Raw genomic sequence first — 25308 nt, 5'->3', positions numbered from 1 at the left:
GGCCCTGTCCGGTGCAACAGTATTGCTGTCTCACCAAACATGTATAGAGAGCCTGGGTGGCCCCGCAGGGCATGAGGAGATCGTCCATTACCTGGCAAAAAACACGTAGTATGCTGCTGTCGCATAGGCCTGTTCGCCGTCGTGAGGAGATCCGCGATGCCCGCCCCCGACGAACCCCGCCGATCGCTCTGGGTGGCCGAGGACGTATGGAAAGAGGCCGACCAGCGTGCGAACGCGGACGGCCTGCCGATCGCTCGCACTGTCGCCCTCCTCTTCGAGGGCTACAGCAGCGGCCGCATCACGGAACTCGGATCCGAAGGCACAGGCAAGAGGAAGGCCCGCTCGGGCTACTGCGCCGAGAAGACGTGGAAGGCCGCAGACAAGCGCCGAGCCAAGACGAATGCGGCCCGCAGCATGGGCATGCTCGCCGAACTCCTTCTCTCCGCCTACGCGTCACGACGGCTGCACCTCGTGCAGACCTTTGTGACCACCACGGAACTGGAACTCATGACCAGGAGTGAGACCGACCCGAGGACCGGCACGCCAGCCCTGCTCGCCGCCGCCTAACCGTTCGCCGTTACGAAGGGATCGCTGCTCGTGAACAGCGCCGCTCACCTCGACGGACCGGGAACCGTCCCGCCCATGCCCGAGAGGAACCCCAAGGCCCTCCGCGCCGCCATCGCCGCCCACGCGCCGAAACTCCTGGTCGACTTCGACCGGCACTGGCGCCGGGACATCGCAGATGCCTACGACCTCGCGCCCGCCCCCGCATTCATGGCTCGTTGGTGGGGCGAATACGCCCTCGCGCGCAGCCCAAAGACCGAGGCCAGGGTTCACGCCCTGGAGGACGAGGCCAATACCGAAGCCGACTTCACCCGCGCCAAAGCGCTCATCGAAGAAGCCGGACAGATCCGACGCGAGGCCGCGAAGGCGAAGCCCGGCCAGTGACGGATGACTTCATGGGGCCGCCCTGGCAAGCCGACTGGACCAAGGCGGCCGAAGACAACAGGGCCGGTCTCCCCGCCGCTGCCCGTACCTTGGTAGACGCCGCCCGCACCGAACTTGTCACCGCTCCTGATCCGTATTTCCGGGGCATTGACATCGATCGCGACCTACCAGCTGGAATGAGCGTCGAACCCGTCCAGTCCACGCGCCCCGCCGGTGCCCACGTCCTTTACTTCGACTATGGGCGAGGATGGCTGTGGTATTACTTCACACCCCGAACCACCGACCCGCAGATCGTCATTGATCAGTGCGTCTGGCAATAGCCTTGGCCGAGGGAACACCAGGACCGACCGGCGGGTGCCGGTCGGCCGGGGTTGTCGGCGGCGCCGTCGGCTACGGCGTGCGGCCGGCCTGGAGGGGGTAGTGGTCGCTGAGGTTCGTGTACGTGTAGTTCGTGCCCCAACTGCTCACCGTCCAGGGCGCGGTGGACTCCTGCACCACGTTGTTGTTCCAGCCCGACGGGCGCGCGTGGCCCGCGAGGTGGAGGACGTAGTCGAGGTCCTCGCTCGGGTCGGTGGGGTAGCGGTAGTGGGCGATCGAGTTCTCAGTGGTGTCGAAGGAGTACGCGTGGCCCGTCCGTGAATCGGCGCCCACCAGACCGCTGTTGGCGAGCATCGAGGCGTACTCGGAGCCGTGCGAGTCCACGTTGAAGTCGCCCGCGACCATCACCTCCTCGCTCGCCGGAATGTTCTTCGCGTCGAGGAAGGACTTGATCGCCTTGAACTGGAGGGCGCGGTCCTTGACCGCCTCGCCCGCGCCGCACCCGGAGTCCGTCGACTGGGTGTGGGTGCCGACGATGTGCACCTTGGTGCCGTTCACGTCCAGCACGGCATAGACGAAGCCCTTGTTGGAGTACCAGTCGGAGCCGCAGGCGTCCTTGTAGACGTACTGCTCCTTGTGCAGGATCGGCCACTTGCTCAGCAGGGTGACGCCGCCGTCCTCGGGGGTGGTCGAGGAGTACGACCCGCCGGTCGCGTCCCAGCCGTCCTTGCTGCGGCCCACGACGGGCGTCTGGTACGGGTACTGGGCGGAGGCGTTCCGCTTCAGCGCGTCCGAGGCCGAGTTGTCGAACGCCTCCTGGAGAACGACGACGTCGTTGCCCTGGAAGAAGGGGGCCGCGGGGATCGCCTGGGCCCGGTGGCCCTGGCCCCAGTTCGGGTACAGGGTCTGGCTCATGAGGAACGTGTTGTACGTCAGCACCTTCAGCCGGGGCGGCTCGGCTGCGGCGGCAGGAGCGGGGGTGGCCGCCGCCAGCGTGACGGCTGCGAGCGCGGCGGCGAGGGCCGCCCCGGGGGCTCGGCGGAGCGAGGAGTGCGGCACGTGAACTCCTGTGTCTGGAGTGGGGATTTGGACCGGCGCGCACATCAAAGCAGCTGCGGTTACCTAGAGGTAACCTCCGTGCGCCCACTGTCTTACCCCTGTCGTACGATCAGGAGTACGAACGCTCGGACAACACCAGCCACGGGCGTGTGCGCGAGAGAAGGTGCCAAGGCGTGAAGCTTCTCCCCATGAATGTGGGCCCCCTCAATCCCACGGTCCCCGATCTCCTGATCGGTCTTGTCCTCTTCCTGCTCTGCTTCTGGATGATGGCGGGCGTGCTGCTGCCCCGCATCAAGGGGACGCTGGAACAGCGCGAGGCGCTCACGACGGGCCGCTCACGCGAGGCCGAAGCCGTGCTCGCGGAGGCCGCCGAGGTGCGGTCCCAGTACGAGGCCGAGCTCGCCGGGGCGCGGCACGAGGCGGCCCGCATCAGGCAGCAGGCCAAGGAGGAGGGCGCCGCGGCGATAGCCGCCGCCCGCGCCGAGGGCAACCGTGAGCGCGACGAGATCCTCACCGCCGGCACCGCGAAGATAGCCGCCGCCCGAGCGGCAGCCGAGGGTGAACTGCGCCCGTACGTCGAGGAGTTGGCCGCCGAACTCGCCGGCCGCATCCTCGGCGAGCCGCTGTCGACTCCGGCCGGCCGCTGAGTCCGTCCGCCGAGCGCCCCTGGTGAACGGGCTTCACCGGGGGCGCGGGTGGGGTGCGCGCCGGAGGCCCGCGGCGTGGTGCTCTTGAGCATCCTGGGGACGGCGGGGTGGGGCTGCTGGAGGGCCTTGCGTCCCGCCGTGGCTTCGGCAGAGCTGCTCCCTGCGGGGACCCCGCGTGCCGCTGTGACCTGGGGGATTGCATACTGGAATCCCTACAAACACGGCAGTGCGCCAGGGACCCGTCAGCCCCAGGGAGACCAGAGCCATGAGTCGCCGCGACGCCGCGCCCGTGCCGCCTCCGCCCGGCGGCGTGCTGTGGAGCCTGGCCGGGGACGTCAGGATGCTCCTCACCCTGCCCGCCGCGCTCACCATGCAGGTGGCGCACCCCGCGGTCGGGGCGGGCGTGGACGAGCACTCGGTGTTCCGTACCGACCCGTGGGGCCGCGGAGAGCGCTCACTGCGCTCGCTTCAGCTCTGGGTGTACGGAGGCGAGCAGGCCGCCGAGGAGGGGCGCCGGCTCCGGGAACTCCACAAGACGATCCAGGGCACGGACGCCACCGGCCGCCGCTACCACGCGCTCACCCCCGCCTACTACGCGTGGGTGCACGCCACCGGATACCCCGTCTACGCGCACGCCCAGCAGTACATCGGGCGCCCCTTCACCGACGCCCAGCACCGCAAGCTGTACGCGGAGTGGCTCCAGGTGGGCCGAATACTGGGGATCGACGACCGGGACATGCCGGCGACCATCGAGGAGTTCTGGCCCTACTACCGCAAGGTCCTCGCCGACGAGATACGTACCAACGTCGTCGTCGAGGAGCTCGTCGCCACCGACCGCCCGGTCCCGGCGCCCGACCGTGGCCCGCTGCTCCGGCGCCTCCTCCTGAGAGCGCTCTGGCCGGTGCTGTTGCCGCCGCTCGCGCGCTTCCGCCGGTTCGTCACCATCGGCTTCATGCCGCCGGACGCGCGCGAGGCGATAGGCCTCGACTGGACGGACGAGCAGGAGCGGAAGCTGCGCCGCTTCGGCCGGGTGGTGCGCGCGGTCGTGCCGGTGCTGCCCGAGCGGCTGCGCTATCTGCCGCTCGCCCGCCGGGCGCGTGCGGAGTTCAGGCGCTCGGCGCGCTCCCGAACCTGAAGCGCCGCCCCCGCCTCACGCGGAGGCGCGTCGCACCAACACCGTCGGAGTGATCACGGAGGCGGGCGGGGACACCTCGGTGCCGCCCTGGTCGAGGCCGCGCAGCAGCAGCCGCGCCATGAGCCGGCCCATCTCCTCGACCTCCTGGCGCACGGTCGTCAGCGGCGGATCGGTGGCCTCCGCGACCGAGGCCATGTCGTCGAACCCGACCAGCGCGACATCCTCCGGCACGCGTCGGCCCCGCTCCCGAAGCACCCTCAGCGCGCCCGACGCCATCAGGTCGTTGGCGGCGAACACGGCGTCCAAGTCCGGGCGGCGCGCGAGCAGTTCGGCCATCGCACGGGCCCCGCTCTCGGCCGTGAACGCGCCCTGCGCCACCAGCGCCGGACTGGCTTCCGGGAGTACGTCGCGGTACCCGTCGAGGCGGTCCGTCGAGGCGGTCTGATCCAGCGGGCCGGCGATGTGGGCGATGCGCTCGCGCCCGATGGACAGCAGATGGCGCACGGCCTCACGCGCGCCACCCCGGTTGTCGGCATCGACGTACGGAACGGCGGTCGGGAAGCCGGGCCGCCCGCCGAAGACCGTCAGCATCCCGGCCCCGCGCGTGATCGCGGGCAGCGGATCCTCGTCGTGCAGCGAGAAGGCGAGCGCCCCGTCGACATGACCACCCGTCAGATAGCGGGAGATGCGCCCGTAGTCGTCCGGGCCTTCGACCAGGAGCAGCACCAACTGGGTGTCGTGGGCGGCGAGTTCCTTGCTGATGCCGCGGATCTGCTGGGAGAAGAAGGGATCGGAGAAGAACCGGGTCTCCGGCTCGGCCACGATCACGGCGACCGCGCCGGTGCGGCGGGTGACGAGCGAACGGGCCGCCTGATTGGGGATGTACCCCAGCTCCTCGACGGCCTGCCGCACCTTGTCGACCAAGGGGGGCCGCACCCCCGCACCGCCGTTGATCACCCGGGAAGCCGTCGCCCGGGACACACCGGCGTGCGCCGCGACGGCTTCGAGCGTGGGGCGCGTCCCGAAGTACTGCTCGGTCAAGGCGGGTTCTCCCATCGGCGGATCGTCGGCGATCCCTCGGCGGAACTGCGTTGCCGGGCAGCGTATCGGGTGTCCGGAGCTCCGTGGAGAGAGCGCTCTCAGCTCCTCACGACCGGAAGCCTCCCGTCCCGGCAGTGCTCTGTGAGAGCGCTCTCAATCCGACGGCGGCTCCGAGCCCCCGTCCCGCCTCAACTCCCTGAAAACGCTCTCAGGGCGCTCAGGGCTCAGAGCGCGCCGAAAGCCGGGGCGGCGGGCGCAAGGAATCCGCAGGCCTCGGCCACCCCGGCCATCCTGGTCAGCTCAGTGCTGGTCGGGCACCTGGTGCGATGCTGCGATCTGCTTCCACGACTTGGGCTCGACCGGCTTGACCGTCTTGGCCGACGGGGACGCGGCGACCCCCGCTCGCGGACCGAACTTGGCCTTCGCCGCAGCCGAGTTGGATGGCTTCGCCGGCTGGAAGAGCCAGGTGTCGAAGAGCTCGGCCAGCGGCTTGCCCGAGATCTTCTCGGCGTACTTCACGAAGTCGCCGACCGCCGCGTTGCCGTAGGCGTGCTCGGCCGGCCAGCCCTTGAGGATCTTGAAGAAGGACGCGTCGCCGACCGTGTTGCGCAAGGCCTGGATGGCGACGGCACCGCGGTCGTAGACGGCGGCGTCGAACTGGTTGTCCGAGCCCGGGTCGCCCGGCTTGACCTTCCAGAACGGGTCGTCGGCCGGGTGCTGCGAGTACACCCAGTCCGCCAGCTGCTGCGCGGTGCCGTCGCCCTCCTTCTCCGACCAGAGCCACTGGGCGTAGGACGCGAAGCCCTCGTTGTTCCAGATGTCCTTCCAGCCCTTGACGGAGACGTCGTCGCCGTACCACTGGTGCGCCAACTCATGAACGACCACGGACACGTTGGCGCCGTTGGCGAACTGCGCCGGGCTGTAGAACGGCCGTGTCTGCGTTTCGAGGGCGAAGTGGCTCGGCACGTTCGGGACGTAGCCGCCGACCGCGTTGAAGGGGTATGTGCCGAAGACGCTTTCCAGCCACTCCGTGACGTCCTTCGAGCGCTCGATGCTGGCGCGCGCGGCGTCGCCGTTGTCGCCGAGGTCCTTGCTGTAGGCGTTGAGGACCGGCAGCCCGCTCGCGGTCTTGTCGGTGGTGATGTCGAACTTGCCCACCGCGAGCGTCGTCAGGTAGGAGGCCTGCGGCTTGTTGGAGCGCCAGTTGTACGTCGTCCAGCCCAGCTTCGAACTCTGCGACTGCAGAACGCCGTTGCTGATCGCCTGGGTGCCGTCGGGCACCTTGACCGACACGTCGTACGTGGCCTTGTCCAGCGGGTGGTCGTTGGACGGGAACCACCACACGGCCGAGTCCGGCTCCTGGGCCGCCACGCCGCCGTCCGGGGTGCGCTGCCAGGCCGTCCAGCCGTCGACCTTCAGCTCGGAGGGCTTGCCCGCGTACTTCACGACCACGGTGATGGACCTGCCCTTCGGCAGCGGCGTGGCCGGAGTGATCTCCAGCTCGTGGCTGCCCGACGTGGCGAACGTGGCCTTGGCGCCGTTGACCCGCACTTCGCTGACGGCGAGACCGAAGTCCAGGTTGAAACGGGAGAGGTCCTGCTGGGTGGTGGCGAGCAGCGTGGCCGTGCCCTCAAGGAGGTCGGTGGCGGGCTGGTACCTGAGCTTCAGGTCGTAGTGCGAGACGTCGTAGCCGCCGTTGCCGCTGGCCGGGTAGTAGGGGTCGCCGATGCCCGGGGCGCCCGGAGTGAAGTCCGCGGCCGATGCCGGGATCACCAGCAGCAGGGAGGCGGCGAGCACGCTCGGGGCGATGATTTTGCGGTGCACGAAAAGCTCCAAGTCGTCAGTGTCGTCGTGGGGTGAACGATGGTGAACGATCTCCTCGGACCCTATTCAGCCCCTGCCGTCCCGGTCATGTCCATGGCTCCTGCTGTCACACGATCGCCATTCGGCCGACATGTTGACTTGTGCGGCTTCGTTCGCTTACGTGCCGCGACTGCCCTCTTTTGCGCGGGAGTTGACCGGAGTACCTTCCGCCCCATGCCGATACGCGCGCGGGGCACCCGCCACAGGTCAAGATCCCTCAGATCGCTCGTCCTCGCGGCCGTGGCCGCCCTCGCGGCGGTGCTCCTCGCCCCGGCGGGCGCGCAGGCGGCCCGTGCCGGGGAGAGCCAACCGGTCTACTCGTACCAGAACGCGATACGCGAGGCCGTCTGGGTCGACACCGGCCTGGACGGCGACGGGGACGCGAAGAACGACCGGGTCGCGGTCGACATCGTCCGGCCGCGCGAACCCGCGCAGCAGGGCCGCAAGGTGCCGGTCATCATGGACGCCAGCCCGTACTACTCGTGCTGCGGCCGCGGCAACGAGAGCCAGCTCAAGACGTACGACGCCAACGGCAACGTCGTCCAGATGCCGCTGTACTACGACAACTACTTCGTGCCGCGCGGCTACGCCTTCGTCGGCGTGGACCTGGCCGGAACCAATCGCTCGGACGGCTGTGTCGACGTCGGCGGCCCCTCCGACGTCCTGTCCGCGAAGGCCGTCGTCGACTGGCTGAACGGCCGGGCCCGCGCCTACACGACGCGTACGGGCACCCAGCGCGCCACCGCCGGCTGGACCAACGGCCGCACCGGCATGATCGGCAAGAGCTGGGACGGCACCATAGCCAACGGGGTCGCCGCCACCGGTGTCGAGGGCCTCAGGACGATCGTGCCGATCAGCTCGATCTCGTCCTGGTACGACTACTACTTCGCCAAGGGCGCGGCGCTCTACGACGGGGGCCCGGCCGACCTCGCCGGCTACGTCGACAGCCCGGACGCGCAGGCCCGCTGCGCCGCGGCGCAGCAGAAGCTCGTCGACGGATCCCCGCGCAACGGGGACTGGACGAAGCTCTGGACCGACCGGGACTACGCGAGCCACGCGGACAACGTGAAGGCCAGCGTGTTCGTCGTGCACGGCATGCAGGACCTCAACGTGCGGACGAAGAACTTCGGCCAGTGGTGGGACGGGCTCGCCAAGAACGGGGTGGAGCGGAAGATCTGGCTGTCGCAGACGGGCCACGTCGACCCGTTCGACTACCGGCGCGCCGAGTGGGTGGACACCCTCCACCAGTGGTTCGACCACTACCTCCTGGGCTACGACAACGGCATCGAGCGGCAGCCGATGGCCGACATCGAGCGCCACCCCGACCAGTGGAGCACCGACAAGTCGTGGCCGCCGGCCGGCACCGCGGCGACCGTGGTGCACCCGGTGAGCGGCCCGGCTCCGGGCGTCGGCGGGCTCTCGCCGAAGGCCGCTCCGGCCGGGACGACCTCGACCTTCACCGACAACCCAGCTCTGGACGAGACCAGTTGGGCCGCGTCGATCGACAAGTCCACACCCGACAAGGCGGGTTTCGTCACCCAGCCGCTGACCAAGGACCTGCGGGTGTCCGGCTCGTCCAAGGTGACCGTCACCGCGACGCCCACCACGAGCAGCGCCCACCTCTCGGCGGTCCTCGTCGACCTCGGGCCCGACACCATCCGCAACTACGCCGGCTCCGGCGAAGGCATCCTCACCGGCACCGACCGCACCTGCTGGGGCGCGAGCACGGCCGGTGACAGCTCCTGCTACCTGACGACCTCGGCGGACAAGACCGATGTGGGCTACACCGTCTTCAGCCGCGGCTGGGCCGACCTCGGCCACTACGCCTCCGCCGGCAAGGGCGTCCCGCTCACCCCGGGCAAGCCGTACACGATCACGCTCGACCTGGCCGCCACCGACCACGTCGTACCGGCCGGGCACCGACTCGCGCTGATCGTCGCGGGCACCGACAATGGCCTCATCGAGCCTCCGACGAGCAAGCCGACGCTCACCGTGGACCTCGCGCGAACAGGCGCCACGGTGCCGTTCGTCGGTGGCGCCGGGGCGTTCGTCCGGGCCACGTCCGGTACGCATGGGCAGATAGGCGGGCCTTCGGCGGCGCCGAAGGGTGTTCCGGTGCCGCGGATGACGCAGCGGCTCCCCGGGGACGTCCCCCGATGAAGGCGCGTCTGGTGGCGCTCGGGGTGACGGCGGCCGTGCTCGCCGTCCCCCTGGCCACCGCGCCCGCCACGGCCCGGTCCACCGAGCCCCGCACCGGCTTCGAGGCCAGTGGCGGGGCGCGCTGGACCGGCCAGCCGGAGGAGCAGGACTTCCTCGCCGCCGTCGACCGGCTCAGCGAGCGGACCTCGGTGCGCCGGATCGGCACCACCCGCCAGGGGCGCCCGCTGCAGGAGGTGCGCATCGGCGGCCGGCACACGTCCAGCACCGTACTCCTCGTGTGCAGCCAGCACGGTAACGAACCGTCAGGCCGCGAGGCCTGCCTCAGCACGCTCCGCGACCTCGCCCTGACCGAGGACCGGGCCACGCTCCGCTTCCTGGAGCGCACCACCGTCCTGGTCATCCCGACCGCCAACCCGGACGGCCGGGCCGCCGACACCCGCGAGAACTCCGACGGCGTCGACATCAACCGCGACCACATCGCGCTGAAGACGGCCGAAGCGCGGGCCACCGCCTCGGTGCTGCGCGACGAACACCCCGATGTCGTCTACGACTTGCACGAGTACGGCGCGACTCCCGGGTACTACGACAAGGACCTGTTCGACCTCTGGCCGCGCAACCTCAACACCTTTCCGATGGTGCACGAGGAGGCGCGGACGCTGTCCGGCGACTACGTCCGCGATGCCACGCAGGGCGCGGGCTACCGCACGGGCACCTACGGCATCTGGACCGATCCGGTCACCGGCGACCCCGTCAAACAGGTCGCCGGGGACGGCCAGGAGCGGATCCTGCGCAACACGGCGGGCATCAAGCACGCCGTCGCGCTGCTCATCGAGAGCCGGGTGGATCCGATGACCGATGCGGAGAAGGCCGACCCGGCCGTCAACAACCGGCGCCGCGTCGACTCCCAACTGACCGGCTTGGGCGGCCTGTTCGACTTCTTGGCGGATCGTCGAGGGCGCATCGAGGCGGCCACGGGTGCGGCGCGCGCCGCCGGATACCGCGACCAGGGGCCTGTCTATCTGGGCGGCGCCGACAACACGCCGCCGACCCCGGCGGAAATCCTCCGTGACCCGCCGTGCGGCTACCGCCTGAGCCCCGCCCAGTACGCACAGGTCAAGGAGCAACTCGCGCTGCACGGCGTGCAGGTGAAGCGCACCGCCGACGAGGGGGCCGTCGCCCCGCTGCGCCAGTCGCTGCGCGACCTGGTGCCCCTGCTGCTCGACGGCCGCGCCCAGTACCACCTGACGGCCGCCGAGCCCGTCGAACGCTGCTGAATCAGGAGGGGGCCGTGGCCAGTGCCGCGGCCTCCTGCGCGCAGCCCCAGGCGACCGTCACCCCGGCCCCGCCGTGCCCGTAGTTGTGCACCAACACCCGTCCATTGGAGGTGAGTTGGCGCTCGACCCGCACGCCCGCGTCGCGTACCGGACGCAATCCCACGCGATGGCCGAGCACTCGCGCGTCCGCGATCTCGGGGTGGATCCGCGCACAGCCCGCGATGATGCGTCCGGCCGTCGCTGGGTCGGGCGTCAGGTTCCCGTCGTCCTCCTGCGCGGTGCCGCCGAGCAGCAGCCCGTACGGCTGGGGCATGAAGTACGTCGACTCCTCGCCGGCGTCCTCCACCGCGGTGTACCACTCGCGGATCCCCGGATTCTCGACCACCACCAACTGGCCCCGCACGGGCCGCACTTGGGGGTCCGGCACCAGGTGGCGCGCGCCGAGTCCCGTGCAGTTGACCACGAGCGGCGCGTCCGGAAGGCGCTCGACGTCCCGGACCTCCACCGCTCCGCCCGCTTCGATGAGGCGCCGTTCCAGCCAGTCCAGATGTGTCGGCATGTCGATCAGCGGGAGCCTGGCCCGCAGTCCCTCCGGGCCCTCACGGAGCCCGGGCACCTGGGCCGCCCACGGCCCGAGGCCGTCGAGCCGCGCCCCGGCGTGCAGCCCCTCGGCCAGCCGAACCCCGGTCTCCTCCGCCTTGAGGGCCAGCTCCTCGTACACCCGCAGCGAGGCGAGTGCCCAGTCGCCGACGCGTTCCTCGGGCTCGATGCGGTACGGCCACCACAGCCCGCCGGCCACGGCCGACGTCGAATCCCGCGCCCGCTCCCGGCACCAGACCCGGACCTGGCGGCCCGACTCCGCCAGGACGATCGCCGTCGTCAAGCCGATGACCCCGCCGCCCACCACGATCACGTCGCTGCTCATGCCGGGACGGTAACCCACCCGTGCGCTCGGGGGCAGGTGAGCGGCGGGGGTGCGAGGGTCAGCGCACCCCGACGTCCCGCAGCGCCGCCTCCAGCGCCCGCAGCACGGGCGCGGGCTCCTCGCGCAAGTAGAAGTGGCCGCCCGGGAATTGACGCACCGTCACTTCTGCGGTGGTGTGCTGCTGCCAGGCTTCGAGCTGCTCGCGCGGGTGGTCGGCGCTGCCGCCGAACATCGTGATCGGCACGGGCAGCGGCTCCGATTCCCGCCAGGTGTACGTCTCCAGAACGCGGTAGTCGTCCCGCAGCCCGCCCACGATCAGTCCGCGCAGCTCCGCCGAGTCCAGGACCTCCTGCGGGATGCCGCCGTGGATCTTCGCGATCCGCTCGATGAGCTCGTCGTCGGGCAGGTGGTGCAGCGGGTCGTCGACGCGCACGTGGCGCAGGTGCGGCGCCGCGTAGCCGGACAGGACCAGCCGGGCGGGCAGCGGCCGGCCCGCGTCGCGCAGGGCGCGCGTGATCTCGTACGCGATGAGGGAACCCAGGCTGTGCCCGAAGAAGGCGAACGGCGCCGGGCTGAGCTGGACCTCGTCGAGGAACGCGGCCACCAGCGCCTCCATCGAGGCGAACCCCGGCTCCCCGTACCGCGAGCCGCGGCCCGGCAACTGCACGGCCTGGAGCTCGGCGCCCGGCATGTCGCGGCCCCAGCGGAGGTACTCCGTGGCCGAACCCCCGCCGTGCGCGAAACAGTAGAGCTTGGGGGCGCCGGGGCGCGGCGACCCGGCGATGAGCCAACGGGGCGACACGGCAGTGCTCATGGTGCGCAAACCTCCAGGGGGAACGGGCCGGTGAAATGCCGCAGCGCGACGAGTCTCGCACCGCACCCGAAACATCCGCCCGGGTTTCGGCCATCGCGGCCGTGATCAGGAGGGGGGGGCTCGGCGCGCGCGCTCGCCCGGGGCCGCAGGCCGGGATCGGGGGACGGCTCAGGACCGGGCCGGCGGACGGCTTAAGATCGGTCACCTCATGACTGCAACTCTCGTCGCCAAGGACCTCGCCGCCGGCCACGGCGACCGCACCCTGTTCGCCGGGCTCGACCTGGTGGTCGCCCCCGGCGACGTCATCGGCCTCGTCGGACCCAACGGCGCGGGCAAGTCCTCCCTGCTCCGCCTGCTCGCCGGGCTCGACACCCCCGAACAGGGCGAGCTGCGCCTGTCCCCGCCGGGCGCGAGCGTCGGCCACCTTCCGCAGGAGCCCGACCGGCGCCCCGGCGAGACGATCCGCGCCTTCCTCGCCCGGCGCACCGGAGTCGCCGCCGCCCAGGAAACGATGGACGCCGCGACCCAGGCCCTGGTCGACGGAGCCCCCGGCGCCGACGACGCGTACGCCGACAGCCTGGAGCGCTGGCTCGCGCTCGGCGGCGCCGACCTCGACGAGCGGGCCGAGGAGGTCGCAGCCTCCCTCGGCCTGACCACCGGCCTCGACCAGCCCATGACCGCGCTCTCCGGCGGCCAGGCCGCCCGCGCCGGACTCGCCTCGCTGCTCCTGTCCCGCTACGACGTCTTCCTGCTCGACGAGCCGACCAACGACCTCGACCTGGACGGCCTGGAGCGCCTCGAAGCGTTCGTGAAGGGACTGCGGGCCGGCACCGTCGTCGTCAGCCACGACCGCGAGTTCCTCGCCCGCACCGTCACCAAGGTGCTCGAACTCGACCTCGCCCAGCAGCAGATCAACCTGTACGGCGGCGGCTACGAGGCCTACCTCGAAGAGCGCGCCACCGTCCGCCGGCACGCCCGCGAGGACTTCGAGGAGTACGCCGACAAGCGCTCCGCCCTCGAAGGCCGTGCCCAGATGCAGCGCTCCTGGATGGACAAGGGCGTCAAGAACGCCCGCCGCAAGGCCACCGACAGCGACAAGCTCGGGAAGAAGTTCCGCAGCGAGTCCAGCGAGAAGCAGGCCGCCAAGGCCCGCCAGACCCAGCGCATGATCGAACGCCTCGACGTGGTGGACGAGCCCCGCAAGGAGTGGGATCTGCGCATGGAGATCGCCGCCGCGCCCCGCTCGGGCGCGGTCGTCGCGACGCTGAACGGCGCCGAGGTGCACCGCGAGGGCTTCACCTTCGGTCCCGTATCGCTCCAGATCGACTGGGCCGACCGCGTCGCGATCACCGGCGCCAACGGCTCCGGCAAGTCGACCCTGCTCGCGGCCCTCCTCGGCAGGCTGCCGCTCGACGCGGGCCAGGGAGCGCTCGGCTCCGGCGTCGTCGTGGGCGAGGTCGACCAGGCGCGCGGCCTGTTCCTGGGCGAGGAGTCGCTGCTCGACGCGTTCTGTGCGGCGGTCCCCGACACGGAACCGGCCGAGGTGCGCACCCTGCTCGCCAAGTTCGGGCTGAAGGCACACCACGTGCTGCGGCCCGCCGGTTCGCTCTCGCCGGGCGAGCGCACCCGCGCGGCCCTCGCGCTGCTCCAGGGCCGTGGCGTCAACCTCCTCGTCCTGGACGAGCCGACCAACCACCTCGACCTGCCCGCCATCGAGCAGCTGGAGTCCGCGCTCGACTCGTACACCGGCACCCTGCTCCTGGTCACCCACGACCGCCGGATGCTCGACGCCGTGCACACCACCCGCCGCCTGGAAGTCGCGGACGGGAAGGTCAGAGAACACCGACACCCCTGACCGCCGGGCCGCGCGGACGTGTCCCTTCGCGACTGCGATTCGCGGTGGCCCGAGCGTACGGTGGTCGGGTGCACCGCGACCGACTGCAGGCCGTCCTGGAAGCGCTGCCCAGGGCGGCCATCGTCCAAGGCGGCGACGACATCGTGATCGCCGTCAACCGGCGTTTCACCGACATGTTCGCCCTCGAAGGCCGCGTCGAGACCACCCCGGGCGCGCCGCTCGGCCCCGTCGTCGACGCCGTGTGCGACACCTTCGCCGAACGTCCCGCCTGGGTCGTCGACACCACCCACGCCATCGCCGCCCGGCACATCCACCGGGCGGCCGAGATCCCGCTCACCGACGGCCGCGTGATCCGGCGCGACGTGGAGCCGCTGTACGACGCGGACGGCGTGCCCTTCGGCTCGCTGTGGACCGCCGAGGACATCACCGAGGACAAGCGCCGCGAGCACGCCCTGGAGCGCGACAACGCGGCGCTCGCCGAGCTCGCCGGGCAGCGCAACGAGTTCCTCGCCCTCGCCTCGCACAGCCTGCGCACCCCGCTCACCTCCATCCTCAGCTTCTGCGAGCTCCTCGCCGAGCCCGCGTCCGGCCCGCTCGACGCCGACCAGCAGGCCCTCCTGGCCGCGATCCGGCGCAACGCCGCACGGATGGAAGGTGTCATGGCCACGCTCATGAACACGGCCCGGCTGCGCAGCCCGCAGCTGAAGCTGGAGTTCGACCGGGTGGACGTCGCGCGGATGCTCCAGCACGCGGTCCTCGACCGGATGTCCACCACCTCGCGGGCCGGGGTGTTCGTGGCGCTGCGCTGCGCCGAGGGCCCGCCGCTCCACGGCGACGAGCACCGCCTGGAGCACGTGCTCGCCAACCTCCTGGAGAACGCCGCCAAGTTCACCCCGCCCGGCGGACGCATCGACATCGACGCCGCACCGCACGGCGACCAGTGGCACATCGACGTCGCCGACACCGGGATCGGCGTGCCCGAGCAGTACCGCGAAGAGATCTTCTCCGGCTTCGTACGGGCCCCCAACGCCGAGACCGGCGGCTTCCCCGGCACCGGCCTCGGCCTCACCATCAGCCGCGAGATCGTGCGCCGGCACGGCGGCGAGCTCACCGTCTCGGCCGCCGAGAGCGGGGGAGCGGTGTTCGGCATCCGGCTGCCCGTCGCGGGACCGACTGCCGAAGGGACCGGGCGGTGACGCGGATCCTGGTCGTCGAGGACGATCCCGACGTCGTGATGGCCCTGCGCATCCTGTTCACCCGGGCCGGGTACGAGGTCGTGCCCGCCGCGGACGGCCGCGAAGGGCTGCGCCGGCTCTTCGCGGACAGCCCCGACCTCATGGTCCTGGACGTCGGCCTGCCGGAACTCGACGGCTGGCAGGTCCTGGAGCGCACCCGCGACATGACCGACCTGCCCGTGCTGCTGCTCACCGCCCGCGGCGCCGAGACCGACCGGGTACGGGGTCTGCGCGCCGGGGCCGACGACTATCTCCCCAAGCCGTTCGGCAACGAGGAACTGCTCGCCCGCGTCGAGGCGCTGCTGCGCCGCGCCTCGCCCACCCGCTGGGCCGGCGCCCTCCACGACGAGGCCCTGCGCCTCGTGCCCGAACGGCGCTCGGCCCTCTGGCGCGGCGAGGAGGTGCGGCTCAGCGACATCGAGTACCGGCTGCTCCAGGTCCTGGTCCGCAACCGGGGCCGCGTCGTCAGCACCGACCAGCTGCTCGACCAGGTCTGGGACGACCCCCCAGGGCATCGGCCGCGAGCGGGTGAAGTTCGCGGTCCTGCGCGTACGCCGCAAGCTCCAGCAGGCGGCGGGCAGCCTTGAGTCCGACCCCCTTGAGGCGGTGCGGGGGCTCGGCTACCGGTACCGGGGAGATCAGGACGCCTGAGCTCCGGCTCCGATGCCGGTACGGGGCGAAGGTCCCGGCCGCGCGGGGGACGAAAGACCCGGGAATGCCCGATTGTCGCCTTCGCAACCGTCGGGCAACCGAACGCCATCCGGGTGCGCAACGGCCGCCGGGCAGCCTCAGCACGTCCCGCCGGTCCGTTCCTGGAGTTCCCGTGTCCGCCCTGCCGCCCCGCAGCATCGCCGTCGTCCTCGGCACCCGCCCCGAGCTGGTGAAGCTGACCGAGCTGATCCGTCTCCTCGGGCCCGCCGCGCACGTCGTGCACACCGGGCAGCACTACGACGAGGAGCTTTCCGGCCGCTTCCTCACCGACCTCGGCATCCCCGAGCCGACCTACCTCACCGGCATCGGCGGCCGGCCCCGCGCGGTCCAGATCTCCGCGGCCCTTGCCCAGCTCGACGCGGTGTTCTGCGCCGAGCCGCCGCGCGCGGTCGTCGTCCAGGGCGACACCAACGCGGCCCTGTCCGGCGCCCTCGACGCCAACGCGCGCGCCATCCCGCTCGTCCACGTCGAGGCGGGGCTGCGCAGCCACGACCGGAACATGCCCGAGGAGCACAACCGGGTGCTGATCGACCGGATCGCGGACGTGCTGTGCGCGGCGACTCCAGAGAACCGGGACAACCTGCTGGCCGAGGGCATCCCGGCGGGCCGCATCGAGGTCACCGGCAACACCGTCGTCGAGGCGGTGCGCGGTCAACTCCCCACCAGCGCCCAGCGGTTCGCCGAACTGGGGCGACTCGGCCTGGTGAGTGACGGGTACGTCCTCGCCACCGTGCACCGGCCCGAGAACACCGACGACCCGGCCTCGCTGCGGGCCGTCCTCGCCGAGCTCGCCTCGCTCGCCGCCGAGCTGCCGGTGGTCCTGCCGCTGCATCCCCGCACCCGGGCCCGCGTCGAGGCGGCCGGTCTCGGGGAGCTTCTCGACCCCCTCCTGGTGACCCCGCCACTGGGGTACCGCACCTTCCTCGCGCTGGCCCAGCACGCGGCGCTCCTGGTGTCCGACTCCGGGGGAGTCCAGGAGGAGGTCACGGTGCTCGGCCGTCCCCTGGTCGTCGTACGCAACTCCACGGAGCGGCCCGAGGCGATGCCCGACTTCGCCGAACTGGTCGGCCCCGGGCGGCAGTTGGGGGAGGCGGCGCGGCGACGGCTGGCTTCGGGCGAGGCAGGCCGGGCGCGGCTCGCCTCGCTCCCGAGTCCCTTCGGGGACGGGCTGGCTTCGCGGCGGGTCGTCGCGTTGCTGGTGGGGCTCGCGGCGCGGGGGTCCTACGCGGCGGTGGCCTGACGGGTGCGGTCCCTTCGCGTGCGCGGTAGCTGAAGCCCGCCCGCGACACCCATGAAGCCGCGCCCGCTCCCCGGTACACGATCTCCAAGGACCACACCCCATGCCCAACAGCCTCTTCCTCTTCTTCTTTCCCTTCTTCCTCCTCGGGTGCTTCCTGCTCTACTGGGCCGGGGCCCGTCACGCCTACCTGCGCCGGGCGCGTACCGAAGCGGGCGATCCCGGTGTGCTCGACTGGCACTTCTTCGTGCCCTGCCGGGACGAGGAGGCCGTCGTCGGCGCCACCGTCGCGCAGTTGCGCAGGGACTTTCCCTCGGCGCACGTCTGGGTGATCGACGACGACAGTGACGACCGGACCGGGGTCATCGTCGCCGCGCTCGCGGAGGACGACCGGCGCGTCCACCTGGTGCGCCGGGTGCGGCCCGACGCGCGTACCGGCAAGGGAGACGCCCTGAACGCCGCCTACGAGCAGCTCGGGGACTTCCTGCCCGCCGGGGCGGACCGGGAGCGGACCGTCGTGTGCGTGGTCGACGCCGACGGGCGGCTCGACCCGCGCGCCCTCGAACTCGTCTCGGGACCGGCCGCGTTCGCCGACCCGGAGGTCGGCGGGGTCCAGGTCGGCGTGCGGATGCGCAATGTAGACGACGAGCGCCCGCTGCCCGACCGGGGCCGGACGGCCAACGCCTTCGCGCGGCTCCTCGTGCGCGTCCGGACATGGAGTTCGCCGTGTCCAACGCGGGCATGCAACTGCTGCGGGGCCGCACCGGTTCGGTCGGACTCGGCGGCAACGGCCAGTTCACCCGGCTCTCCGCGCTCGACCGGATAGCCGCCGCAGAGCGCCGCCCCTGGCAGCGCGGCGCGCTCCTGGAGGACTACGAGCTGGGCCTCCAGATGATCCTCGCCGGGTACCGCGTCACGCACATCGCCGACGCCTGGGTCTCCCAGGAGGGCCTCCCGCACGCCCGCCGGCTGCTCACCCAGCGCACCCGCTGGGCCCAGGGCAACCTGCAGTGCGTGCGTTACGCGGGCCGGATCCTCTCCTCGCGCCAGTACACCGGCGCGGGCGTTCTGGAGACGCTGTACACGTTCTTCCAGCCCGTCGCGCATCTGCTCACGCTCGTGCTGTGCGCCGCGATGCTGGTGCTCGGCGGACTCGGCTCGCTCGCGATGTGGCCGCTCACGCTGATCCTCGCGGCGTTCTCCATCGGCCCGTTCGTCCTGTGGGGCCCGGTCTACCGCCGCGACCACGCGCCGGACGTCTCGCGGATCACCGCCGTGCTGTGGGGGTTTGCGCTGTGGCTGTACGCCTACCACCTGTTCGTGGTCTCGGCGCGCGGCTTCGTGCGCAGCCTGCGCGGCCGCACCGGCTGGGCCAAGACCCGCCGCAACGCCGAGCCGGTCACGGCGGGACCGGTCGCCCTGGAGGGCTGACACGCCGTCAACAAGGGGCGGGCGTACGGCAGTTGATGCCCGTACGGCCGCCCCTCGCCGATCCCTCAGCGTCCGCCGCGGCCCTTCGGGTCCAGCAGGCCCGCCTTGCGCAGGGCGTCCGCCATCGCGCTGTTCGACGGGGCCGGCGCCGAGCCGCGGCCCTGGCCGCCGCCCTGGCGGTCGCCACCACGGGCGCCGCCCTGCCGATTCCCGCCGCGGGCCTCGCCGCCACCGTTGCCACGGCGCTGCTGGCCCTCGCCCTGGCGCTGCTGCGGAGGCCGGTTGCCCTGGCCCTGGCCCTGACCGCCCCGCTCTCGCTTGGGCGCGCCGCCCGGCGCCGACGCGTCGTCGTCGAGCCGCAGGGTCAGCGAGATCCGCTTGCGCGGCACATCGACGTCCAGGACCTTCACCCGGACGATGTCGCCCGGCTTCACCACGTCACGCGGGTCCTTCACGAACGTCTTCGACAGCGCCGAGACATGCGCGAGCCCGTCCTGGTGCACGCCGATGTCGATGAACGCGCCGAACGCCGCCACGTTCGTGACCACACCCTCAAGGAGCATCCCGGGCTCCAGGTCGCCGATCTTCTCGACGCCCTCCTTGAAGGTGGCCGTCTTGAAGGCCGGGCGGGGGTCGCGGCCCGGCTTCTCCAGCTCGCGCAGGATGTCGGTGACCGTGGGCAGACCGAAGGTCTCGTCCACGAAGTCGTCGGGCCGCAGCGAGCGCAGCACCCCCGTGTTGCCGATGAGGGAGGCGACCTCGCTGCCCGCCGTCTTCACCATCCGCCGCACCACCGGGTACGCCTCGGGGTGCACGCTGGACGCGTCCAGCGGGTCCTCGGCGTCCCGGATCCGCAGGAAGCCCGCGCACTGCTCGTACGCCTTAGGGCCGAGCCGCGCCACGTCCTTCAGCGCGCGGCGCGAGCGGAACGGGCCGTTGGCGTCGCGGTGCGCCACGATGTTCTCGGCGAGGCCCGAGCCGATGCCCGAGACCCGCGAAAGCAGCGGAGCGGAGGCGGTGTTGACGTCGACACCCACGCCGTTCACACAGTCCTCGACCACCGCGTCGAGCGAGCGCGACAGCTTCACCTCGGACAGGTCGTGCTGGTACTGGCCCACCCCGATGGACTTCGGGTCGATCTTCACCAGCTCGGCGAGCGGGTCCTGCAGGCGCCGGGCGATGGAGACCGCGCCGCGCAGCGACACGTCCATGTCGGGGAACTCCTGCGAGGCGAACGCCGAAGCCGAGTACACCGAGGCGCCCGCCTCCGACACCATCACCTTGGCGAGGTTCAACTCCGGGTGCTTGGCGATGAGTTCACCGGCGAGCTTGTCGGTCTCGCGGGACGCCGTGCCGTTGCCGATGGCGATCAGCTCGACCGCGTGCTCCGCGCAGAGCCCGGCGAGCTTCGCCAGTGCCTGGTCCCACTTGTTCGCGGGGACGTGCGGGTGGATCACGTCCGTCGCGACGACCTTGCCGGTCGCGTCGATGACGGCCACCTTCACGCCGGTACGGAAACCGGGGTCGAGGCCGAGTGTGGCCCGGGTGCCGGCCGGGGCGGCGAGCAGCAGGTCGCGCAGGTTGGAGGCGAAGACGCGGACCGCCTCGTCCTCGGCGGCCGTGCGCAGCCGCAGCCGCAGGTCGATGCCGAGGTGGACGAGGATGCGGGTGCGCCAGGCCCAACGGACCGTGTCACCGAGCCACTTGTCGCCGGGGCGGCCCCGGTCGGCGACACCGAAGCGGCGCGCCACCATGTTCTCGTACGTCGAGGGGCCCGGCTCGGCGGACGGCTCCTCGGGCTCCAGGACGAGGTCGAGGACGTCCTCCTTCTCGCCGCGCAGCATCGCGAGCACCCGGTGCGAGGGCAGCGCGGTGAACGGCTCGGTGAAGTCGAAGTAGTCGGCGAACTTGGCGCCCGCCTCCTCCTTGCCGGCCCGTACCTTCGCCGCGAGCCGGCCCTTGGTCCACATGCGCTCGCGCAGCTCGCCGATCAGGTCGGCGTCCTCGGAGAAGCGCTCGGCGAGGATGGCGCGGGCGCCCTCCAGGGCGGCCGCCGGATCGGCGACGCCCTTGTCCGCGTCGACGAACGCGGCGGCCGCGGCGAGCGGGTCCACCGAAGGGTCGCCGAGCAGGCCGTCCGCGAGCGGCTCCAGGCCCGCCTCGCGCGCGATCTGCGCCTTGGTGCGCCGCTTCGGCTTGAACGGCAGGTAGATGTCCTCCAGGCGGGCCTTGGTGTCGGCGGCCCGGATCTGCGCCTCAAGGGCCTCGGTGAGCTTGCCCTGTTCCCGTACGGACTCCAGGACCGCCGTGCGCCGCTCCTCCAGCTCCCGCAGATAGCGCAGCCGCTCCTCCAGGGTGCGCAGCTGGGCGTCGTCCAGCATCTCGGTCGCTTCCTTGCGGTAGCGCGCGATGAACGGGACGGTGGACCCGCCGTCGAGCAGCTCGACGGCGGCCTTCACCTGCCGCTCCCGTACGCCGAGTTCCTCGGCGATCCTGCCTTCGATGGACGTCGTCACGTTGCCGTACCGCCTTCTCGCTGAGCCTGAGGCGCCATTGTGGCAGGCGGCACCGACAATCGACGATCAGCCCTTGCCGACGAGGTCGGCCGGGAAGCCGCCCGCCAGGGCCGCCGCCACCAGGAAGCCCTTGGCGAGTTCGGTGAGCCGGGCCACGCCCTGCGCGCCGAGGAGTTCGTAGGGGGCGAGGTCGAGGCGGTCGGTACGGTCCTCAAGCTCGGCGCGCAGTGCCACGCCCGCCTCGGTCAACTCGCCCTCCCCGTCGAGCAGTCCGCGCTCGCGGAGCCGCCCGGCCGCCGCGTCCCAGTCCGACTGCTCCCAGCCGCGCGTGGCCATGACCCACTTGCGCGCCATGCCCTTGCCGGTCGCGGTGTGGCTGACCAGCGCCTCCAGCGGGTCGAGGGACAGGTCGAGCAGCGCGGTGAGGTGCCCGTCGCCGCGGTGCTCGCGCAGCAGCGTCGTCGCGTGCCAGTAGGCCAGGTGCGGCTGCTCGGGCACGGGCAGGTCGGCGTGCGCGGCGTACAGGGGCCGGGCGTGCCGGGTGCAGCCCTCGGCGGCGCGCAGCGCGAGCCGGGCGGCCTCGGCCATCTCGTCCGAGGCGATGGCCTCCTCGCCGAGCAGCCGGCGCAGCGTGCTGTCGACGGCCCTCAGGCGTGCGGCGAGCACGGCCTCGGGGGAGGCGGTGCGCCACACCGCAGGCAGGTGCCGGGCGATCAGGTCGTGCCGGAAGTTGTAGAACGTGGCCGCCACGACACCGGGGCCCACGGCTCCCATCGCGGCCGCACGCCCCGCGAAGTAGGCGGCGCCGGGGTCCTCGACACCGAGTCCGGCGAGCTCCTTGGTGAAGTCCGGCGAGAAGTAGACCGTGGCGTGCAGCGAGTTGAGGGGGTTGTGGCAGTGGCGTCCGGCGCGCGGCGGGAGAGAACTCATACCCAGCACGTTACCGACTGGTCGGTACGCCGTGAAGGGGTGGGTCGGTCTCAGCCGGGGATGGCAGGAAAGGTGGGGTTCTCGTCATTGCGGCCATCGCGGCCTGCCCCAAGGATGGGGGCATGACGCAGCACTCCGTCCTGGTGGTCCTCTTCGACGACGTCCAGAGCCTCGATGTGACCGGACCGGCCGAGGTGTTCGCCGCGGCGGGCCGCGTCCTCGGGGACCGCGCCGCCTACCGGCTGCGCTTCGCCTCGCTCGACGGGGCCCCGGTCGCCGCGCACAGCGGGCTGCGCCTCATGGCCGACTCCGCGCTCGCCGACGCCGGTCCTGCCGACATCCTGCTCGTCCCGGGCGGTGACGGCGCCGGCGCGCCCGACCCCCGGCTGGTCGACTGGCTGCGGGCGCACGGCCCGGACGCCCGGCGGCTCGTCTCCGTGTGCACGGGCTCGCTGCTGCTCGCCGAGGCCGGGCTGCTCGACGGGCGCCGGGCCACCACGCACTGGGCCCTGTGCACCCGGATGACGAACCGCTACCCGGCCGTGCACGTCGAGCCGGATCCGATCTTCGTGCGGGACGGCAACGTCGCCACCTCGGCCGGGGTCACCGCGGGCATCGACCTGGCGCTGGCCCTGGTGGAGGAGGACCACGGCAGGGACGTGGCCCTGGCCGTCGCCCGCGCCATGGTGGTGTTCCTGCGACGGCCGGGCAACCAGGCCCAGTTCAGCGCCCAGCTCGCCGCGCAGACGGCCCGGCGCGAGCCGCTGCGCGAACTCCAGCAGTGGATCACCGAGCACCCGGACGGCGACCTGTCCGTCGAGGCCCTCGCCCAGCGGGCCAGCCTCTCGCCGCGCCACTTCGCCCGCGCCTTCCACGCCGAGACCGGCACGACGCCCGGCCGCTACGTCGAGCGCGTCCGTCTGGAACACGCCCGGCGCCTCCTCGAAGAGACCCCGAACGGCGTCCAGGAGGTCTCCCGCGCGGCCGGCTACGGCACCCCCGAGGCGATGCGGCGCGCCTTCGTCAAGATGCTGGGCACGGCCCCCGCGGAGTACCGCCGCCGCTTCCGGCCCAGTCCCGCGTAACCCTCCGTAAGAAGGCAGCAGACATGCAGATCGCGATCCTGCTCTACGACCGGTTCACCGCCCTGGACGCCGTCGGACCGTACGAGATCCTGGGCCGGACGCCCGGCGCCGAGACGGTGTTCGTGGCCGAGCGGGCCGGGCTCGTACGCAACGACAACCGGGGCAGCCTCGGCCTCGCCGCCGACCGCACGCTCGGCGAGGTGCTGCGGCCGGACGTCGTGGTGGTCCCGGGCGGCCCGGGACAGACCCGGCAGATGGACAACGCGGCCGTCCTGGACTGGCTGCGCGGCGTCGATGCCACGTCCACCTGGACGACATCGGTGTGCACGGGCTCGCTGCTGCTGGCCGCGGCCGGTCTGCTGAACGGCCGGCGCGCGACCTCGCACTGGCTCGCCCTCGACCACCTCGCGACGTTCGGCGCGCGGCCCACCGGGGAGCGGGTCGTCTTCGACGGCAAGTACGTCACGGCCGCCGGCGTCTCCTCCGGCATCGACATGGGGCTCGCCCTGCTCGGCCGGATCGCCGGCGACGAGCGGGCCCAGGCCGTCCAGCTCCTCACCGAGTACGACCCGCAGCCGCCCTACGACGCGGGCTCGCCCGACAAGGCCCCGGCCCATCTCGTCGAGGAGTTCCGCGCCGCGAGCCGTTTCGGCCCCGCAGACCAGAACTGACCGAACCCGCAACCTCCTCAGAAGGACAGCCCATGCAGATAGCCGTCGCCCTGTACCCCGGCTTCACCGCCCTGGACGCGATAGGCCCGTACGAGACCCTCAGCCCGCTCCCCGGCGCCGAGACGGTGTTCGTCGCCGAGCAGGCCGGGCCCGTACGCAACGACCGGGGGAGCCTCACCCTGGTCGCCGAGAAGTCCTTCGCGGAGGTGACCCGGCCGGACATCGTGATCGTGCCGGGCGCCCCGCCCGAGGCCGTCGAGCCGCACCTTCAGGGCGGCCCGCTCGTCGACTGGCTGCGCACCGCCGACATCGCCTCGACGTGGACGACGTCGGTGTGCACGGGCTCGCTGCTGCTGGCCGCCACCGGGCTCCTCAAGGGCCGTCGCGCGACCTCGCACTGGCTCTCGCTCGACCATCTCGCGACGTTCGGCGTGACACCGACCGGGGAGCGGGTCGTCTTCGACCACAAGTACGTCACCGCGGCCGGCGTCTCCTCCGGCATCGACATGGGCCTGACCCTGGCCGGGATGATCGCCGGGGACCGGCACGCCCAGGCCGTGCAGCTCCTCATCGAGTACGACCCGCAGCCGCCCTACGACGCGGGCTCGCCCGACAAGGCGCCCGCCGACCTGGTGGAGCACTTCAGGACGAAGGGCGTCCCTCGGGGCTGAGGTGCCAGGTGAAGCGCGGAGCCCGGCGCTCCAGGAACGCGGCGACGCCCTCCGCGGTGTCGCCGCTGCCGCGCTCCTGCTCCGCCCAGTGGGCGTCCCGGTCGATCCGGCCGTCCGCGAACTCCTTCGCCGCCGCCTGGGTGAGCTGCGAGCGCGAGACCAGGACGCGGGTGAACTCGGCCACCCGCTTGCCCAGTCCGCCCGCCGGCAGCACCTCGTCCACCAGCCCCGTCCGCAGCGCCCGCTCGCTGTCGATCAACTCACCTGAAAACAACAGGTACTTGGCGGTCGAGGGCCCGACCAGCGCGGCCAGGCGCCGGGTGGAGGACGCCGGGTAGACGATGCCGAGCTTCGCGGGCGTGACGCCGAAGAGCGCGCCCTCCTCGGCGAACCGCAGATCGCAGGCGGCCGCGAGCTGGCTGCCGCCGCCCACGCAGTGACCGCGCACCGCGGCCAGCGTCGGCTTGGGAAAGGCGGCCAGCGCCTCCTCGGCCCGTACCGCGAGCATCTTGGGACCGTCGCCGGGCTCGCGCAGCGTCGAGATGTCGGCGCCCGCGCAGAACGTGTCCCCGGCGCCGGTCAGCACCAGCGCCCGCACCTCCGGATCGGCGGCCAGGGCCGCGAGCAGCGGCGGCAGCGCCCGCCACATCGCGGACGTCATCGCATTGCGCTTGGCGGGGTTGCTGATGACGACGGTGGCGACGCCCTCGGTGAGGCTCTGCTCCAGCTGCGGCTGCATGTGCCGGATGCTATCCGGGCACCCGAAACCTATGATCGCAAGG

Annotated in this window: 24 protein-coding genes; 16 read left to right on the top strand and 8 right to left on the bottom strand. The window is 72.0% G+C overall.

The window, feature by feature from the left end; translation table 11 throughout:
• Positions 1-156 precede the first annotated feature (156 nt).
• The 3 genes from OHA17_RS05765 (at position 157) to OHA17_RS05755 (ending at position 1268) form a co-directional block, all read left to right on the top strand.
• Complete coding sequence (locus OHA17_RS05765; protein WP_398872552.1) at positions 157-567, top strand: hypothetical protein; 411 nt, start codon at positions 157-159, stop codon at positions 565-567.
• A gap of 75 nt (positions 568-642) precedes the next feature.
• Entirely contained in the window at positions 643-948 is a 306-nt protein-coding gene (locus OHA17_RS05760; protein WP_406504623.1) for a hypothetical protein, read from the top strand.
• Positions 945-1268, top strand: a complete 324-nt coding sequence (locus tag OHA17_RS05755; RefSeq protein ID WP_406504621.1) for a hypothetical protein — start codon at positions 945-947, stop codon at positions 1266-1268. Before OHA17_RS05760 ends, OHA17_RS05755 begins: the two co-directional genes overlap by 4 nt.
• A 70-nt stretch (positions 1269-1338) precedes the next feature.
• Here OHA17_RS05755 and sph read toward each other — a convergent pair whose 3' ends face one another.
• Positions 1339-2325: a sphingomyelin phosphodiesterase gene (gene sph / locus OHA17_RS05750; protein ID WP_406504619.1), complete on the bottom strand. Its 987-nt coding sequence runs from the start codon at positions 2323-2325 to the stop codon at positions 1339-1341.
• A gap of 173 nt (positions 2326-2498) precedes the next feature.
• Here sph and OHA17_RS05745 point away from each other — a divergent pair, with 173 nt between their 5' ends.
• Both OHA17_RS05745 and OHA17_RS05740 read left to right on the top strand, forming a co-directional pair.
• Positions 2499-2972: a hypothetical protein gene (locus tag OHA17_RS05745; RefSeq protein ID WP_406504617.1), complete on the top strand. Its 474-nt coding sequence runs from the start codon at positions 2499-2501 to the stop codon at positions 2970-2972.
• Between the two features lie 265 nt (positions 2973-3237).
• Positions 3238-4107: an oxygenase MpaB family protein gene (locus tag OHA17_RS05740; RefSeq protein ID WP_406504615.1), complete on the top strand. Its 870-nt coding sequence runs from the start codon at positions 3238-3240 to the stop codon at positions 4105-4107.
• 15 nt (positions 4108-4122) lie between these two features.
• Here the strand turns inward: OHA17_RS05740 and OHA17_RS05735 are convergent, their stop codons facing one another.
• Both OHA17_RS05735 and OHA17_RS05730 read right to left on the bottom strand, forming a co-directional pair.
• On the bottom strand, positions 4123-5148 hold the full coding sequence (locus OHA17_RS05735) for a LacI family DNA-binding transcriptional regulator (RefSeq protein ID WP_406510640.1): 1026 nt from the start codon (positions 5146-5148) through the stop codon (positions 4123-4125).
• 300 nt (positions 5149-5448) lie between these two features.
• Complete coding sequence (locus OHA17_RS05730; protein ID WP_406504613.1) at positions 5449-6972, bottom strand: M1 family metallopeptidase; 1524 nt, start codon at positions 6970-6972, stop codon at positions 5449-5451.
• A 213-nt stretch (positions 6973-7185) separates the two neighbouring features.
• Here OHA17_RS05730 and OHA17_RS05725 point away from each other — a divergent pair, with 213 nt between their 5' ends.
• On the top strand, positions 7186-9171 hold the full coding sequence (locus OHA17_RS05725; protein WP_406504611.1) for a Xaa-Pro dipeptidyl-peptidase: 1986 nt from the start codon (positions 7186-7188) through the stop codon (positions 9169-9171).
• A complete protein-coding gene (locus tag OHA17_RS05720; RefSeq protein ID WP_406504609.1) occupies positions 9168-10445 on the top strand; it encodes a M14 family metallocarboxypeptidase in 1278 nt (425 codons plus the stop codon). The genes OHA17_RS05725 and OHA17_RS05720 overlap by 4 nt, the downstream gene beginning before the upstream one ends.
• Position 10446: 1 nt before the next feature.
• On the opposite strand, the gene OHA17_RS05715 is transcribed toward OHA17_RS05720, so the two are convergent.
• Positions 10447-11370, bottom strand: coding sequence for an FAD-dependent oxidoreductase (locus OHA17_RS05715; protein WP_406504607.1), 924 nt, complete (start codon positions 11368-11370; stop codon positions 10447-10449).
• A gap of 58 nt (positions 11371-11428) precedes the next feature.
• Positions 11429-12184 (bottom strand): thioesterase II family protein, encoded by a 756-nt coding sequence (locus tag OHA17_RS05710; protein ID WP_406504605.1) that lies wholly within the window; start codon positions 12182-12184, stop codon positions 11429-11431.
• 208 nt (positions 12185-12392) lie between these two features.
• Here OHA17_RS05710 and OHA17_RS05705 point away from each other — a divergent pair, with 208 nt between their 5' ends.
• From OHA17_RS05705 to OHA17_RS05680, 6 genes are all read left to right on the top strand, one after another.
• The gene (locus OHA17_RS05705; RefSeq protein WP_406504603.1) at positions 12393-14039 is read left to right on the top strand and encodes an ABC-F family ATP-binding cassette domain-containing protein; all 1647 of its coding nucleotides are present in this window, start codon (positions 12393-12395) and stop codon (positions 14037-14039) included.
• A 68-nt stretch (positions 14040-14107) separates the two neighbouring features.
• Entirely contained in the window at positions 14108-15235 is a 1128-nt protein-coding gene (locus OHA17_RS05700; RefSeq protein ID WP_406504601.1) for an ATP-binding protein, read from the top strand.
• On the top strand, positions 15232-15861 hold the full coding sequence (locus OHA17_RS05695) for a response regulator transcription factor (protein WP_406504599.1): 630 nt from the start codon (positions 15232-15234) through the stop codon (positions 15859-15861). The genes OHA17_RS05700 and OHA17_RS05695 overlap by 4 nt, the downstream gene beginning before the upstream one ends.
• Before the next feature lie 236 nt (positions 15862-16097).
• Complete coding sequence (gene wecB / locus OHA17_RS05690) at positions 16098-17225, top strand: non-hydrolyzing UDP-N-acetylglucosamine 2-epimerase (RefSeq protein ID WP_406504597.1); 1128 nt, start codon at positions 16098-16100, stop codon at positions 17223-17225.
• Positions 17226-17325: 100 nt separating this feature from the next.
• Positions 17326-18048: a glycosyltransferase gene (locus tag OHA17_RS05685; RefSeq protein WP_406504595.1), complete on the top strand. Its 723-nt coding sequence runs from the start codon at positions 17326-17328 to the stop codon at positions 18046-18048.
• Positions 17949-18653, top strand: coding sequence for a glycosyltransferase (locus tag OHA17_RS05680; protein ID WP_406504593.1), 705 nt, complete (start codon positions 17949-17951; stop codon positions 18651-18653). Before OHA17_RS05685 ends, OHA17_RS05680 begins: the two co-directional genes overlap by 100 nt.
• A gap of 65 nt (positions 18654-18718) precedes the next feature.
• Here the strand turns inward: OHA17_RS05680 and OHA17_RS05675 are convergent, their stop codons facing one another.
• A complete protein-coding gene (locus OHA17_RS05675; RefSeq protein WP_406504591.1) occupies positions 18719-21169 on the bottom strand; it encodes a Tex family protein in 2451 nt (816 codons plus the stop codon).
• A 66-nt stretch (positions 21170-21235) separates the two neighbouring features.
• Positions 21236-22099, bottom strand: a complete 864-nt coding sequence (locus OHA17_RS05670; protein ID WP_406504589.1) for an SCO6745 family protein — start codon at positions 22097-22099, stop codon at positions 21236-21238.
• 122 nt (positions 22100-22221) lie between these two features.
• Here OHA17_RS05670 and OHA17_RS05665 point away from each other — a divergent pair, with 122 nt between their 5' ends.
• From OHA17_RS05665 to OHA17_RS05655, 3 genes are read left to right on the top strand one after another with little or no spacing between them, the layout of a single operon-like run.
• The gene (locus OHA17_RS05665; RefSeq protein ID WP_406504587.1) at positions 22222-23184 is read left to right on the top strand and encodes a GlxA family transcriptional regulator; all 963 of its coding nucleotides are present in this window, start codon (positions 22222-22224) and stop codon (positions 23182-23184) included.
• 23 nt (positions 23185-23207) lie between these two features.
• Positions 23208-23855 carry a DJ-1/PfpI family protein gene (locus OHA17_RS05660; protein WP_406504585.1) on the top strand — a complete coding sequence of 216 codons (648 nt, stop codon included), beginning with the start codon at positions 23208-23210 and terminating at the stop codon, positions 23853-23855.
• 32 nt (positions 23856-23887) lie between these two features.
• Positions 23888-24526, top strand: coding sequence for a DJ-1/PfpI family protein (locus OHA17_RS05655; protein WP_406504583.1), 639 nt, complete (start codon positions 23888-23890; stop codon positions 24524-24526).
• Here the strand turns inward: OHA17_RS05655 and OHA17_RS05650 are convergent.
• Positions 24498-25265 carry an enoyl-CoA hydratase/isomerase family protein gene (locus OHA17_RS05650; RefSeq protein WP_406504581.1) on the bottom strand — a complete coding sequence of 256 codons (768 nt, stop codon included), beginning with the start codon at positions 25263-25265 and terminating at the stop codon, positions 24498-24500. The two genes, OHA17_RS05655 and OHA17_RS05650, sit on opposite strands and share 29 nt — an antisense overlap.
• Positions 25266-25308 lie beyond the last annotated feature (43 nt).

This window comes from Streptomyces sp. NBC_00212, from assembly GCF_045206365.1.
Lineage (GTDB): Bacteria > Actinomycetota > Actinomycetes > Streptomycetales > Streptomycetaceae > Streptomyces.
Note: the sequence above shows the minus strand (reverse complement) of the source record. Positions and strands in the feature narration are given on the sequence as shown.

Excerpts from the sequence above, each read along its gene's own strand:
- OHA17_RS05685 (WP_406504595.1), top strand. The coding sequence starts at position 17,326 with ATGCCCAACAGCCTCTTCCTCTTCTTCTTTCCCTTCTTCCTCCTCGGG.
- OHA17_RS05715 (WP_406504607.1), bottom strand. The coding sequence starts at position 11,370 with ATGAGCAGCGACGTGATCGTGGTGGGCGGCGGGGTCATCGGCTTGACG.
- OHA17_RS05650 (WP_406504581.1), bottom strand. The coding sequence starts at position 25,265 with ATGCAGCCGCAGCTGGAGCAGAGCCTCACCGAGGGCGTCGCCACCGTC.
- OHA17_RS05655 (WP_406504583.1), top strand. The coding sequence starts at position 23,888 with ATGCAGATAGCCGTCGCCCTGTACCCCGGCTTCACCGCCCTGGACGCG.
- OHA17_RS05760 (WP_406504623.1), top strand. The coding sequence starts at position 643 with ATGCCCGAGAGGAACCCCAAGGCCCTCCGCGCCGCCATCGCCGCCCAC.
- OHA17_RS05720 (WP_406504609.1), top strand. The coding sequence starts at position 9,168 with ATGAAGGCGCGTCTGGTGGCGCTCGGGGTGACGGCGGCCGTGCTCGCC.
- OHA17_RS05725 (WP_406504611.1), top strand. The coding sequence starts at position 7,186 with ATGCCGATACGCGCGCGGGGCACCCGCCACAGGTCAAGATCCCTCAGA.
- OHA17_RS05765 (WP_398872552.1), top strand. The coding sequence starts at position 157 with ATGCCCGCCCCCGACGAACCCCGCCGATCGCTCTGGGTGGCCGAGGAC.
- OHA17_RS05660 (WP_406504585.1), top strand. The coding sequence starts at position 23,208 with ATGCAGATCGCGATCCTGCTCTACGACCGGTTCACCGCCCTGGACGCC.
- OHA17_RS05670 (WP_406504589.1), bottom strand. The coding sequence starts at position 22,099 with ATGAGTTCTCTCCCGCCGCGCGCCGGACGCCACTGCCACAACCCCCTC.
- OHA17_RS05710 (WP_406504605.1), bottom strand. The coding sequence starts at position 12,184 with ATGAGCACTGCCGTGTCGCCCCGTTGGCTCATCGCCGGGTCGCCGCGC.
- OHA17_RS05705 (WP_406504603.1), top strand. The coding sequence starts at position 12,393 with ATGACTGCAACTCTCGTCGCCAAGGACCTCGCCGCCGGCCACGGCGAC.
- OHA17_RS05740 (WP_406504615.1), top strand. The coding sequence starts at position 3,238 with ATGAGTCGCCGCGACGCCGCGCCCGTGCCGCCTCCGCCCGGCGGCGTG.
- OHA17_RS05665 (WP_406504587.1), top strand. The coding sequence starts at position 22,222 with ATGACGCAGCACTCCGTCCTGGTGGTCCTCTTCGACGACGTCCAGAGC.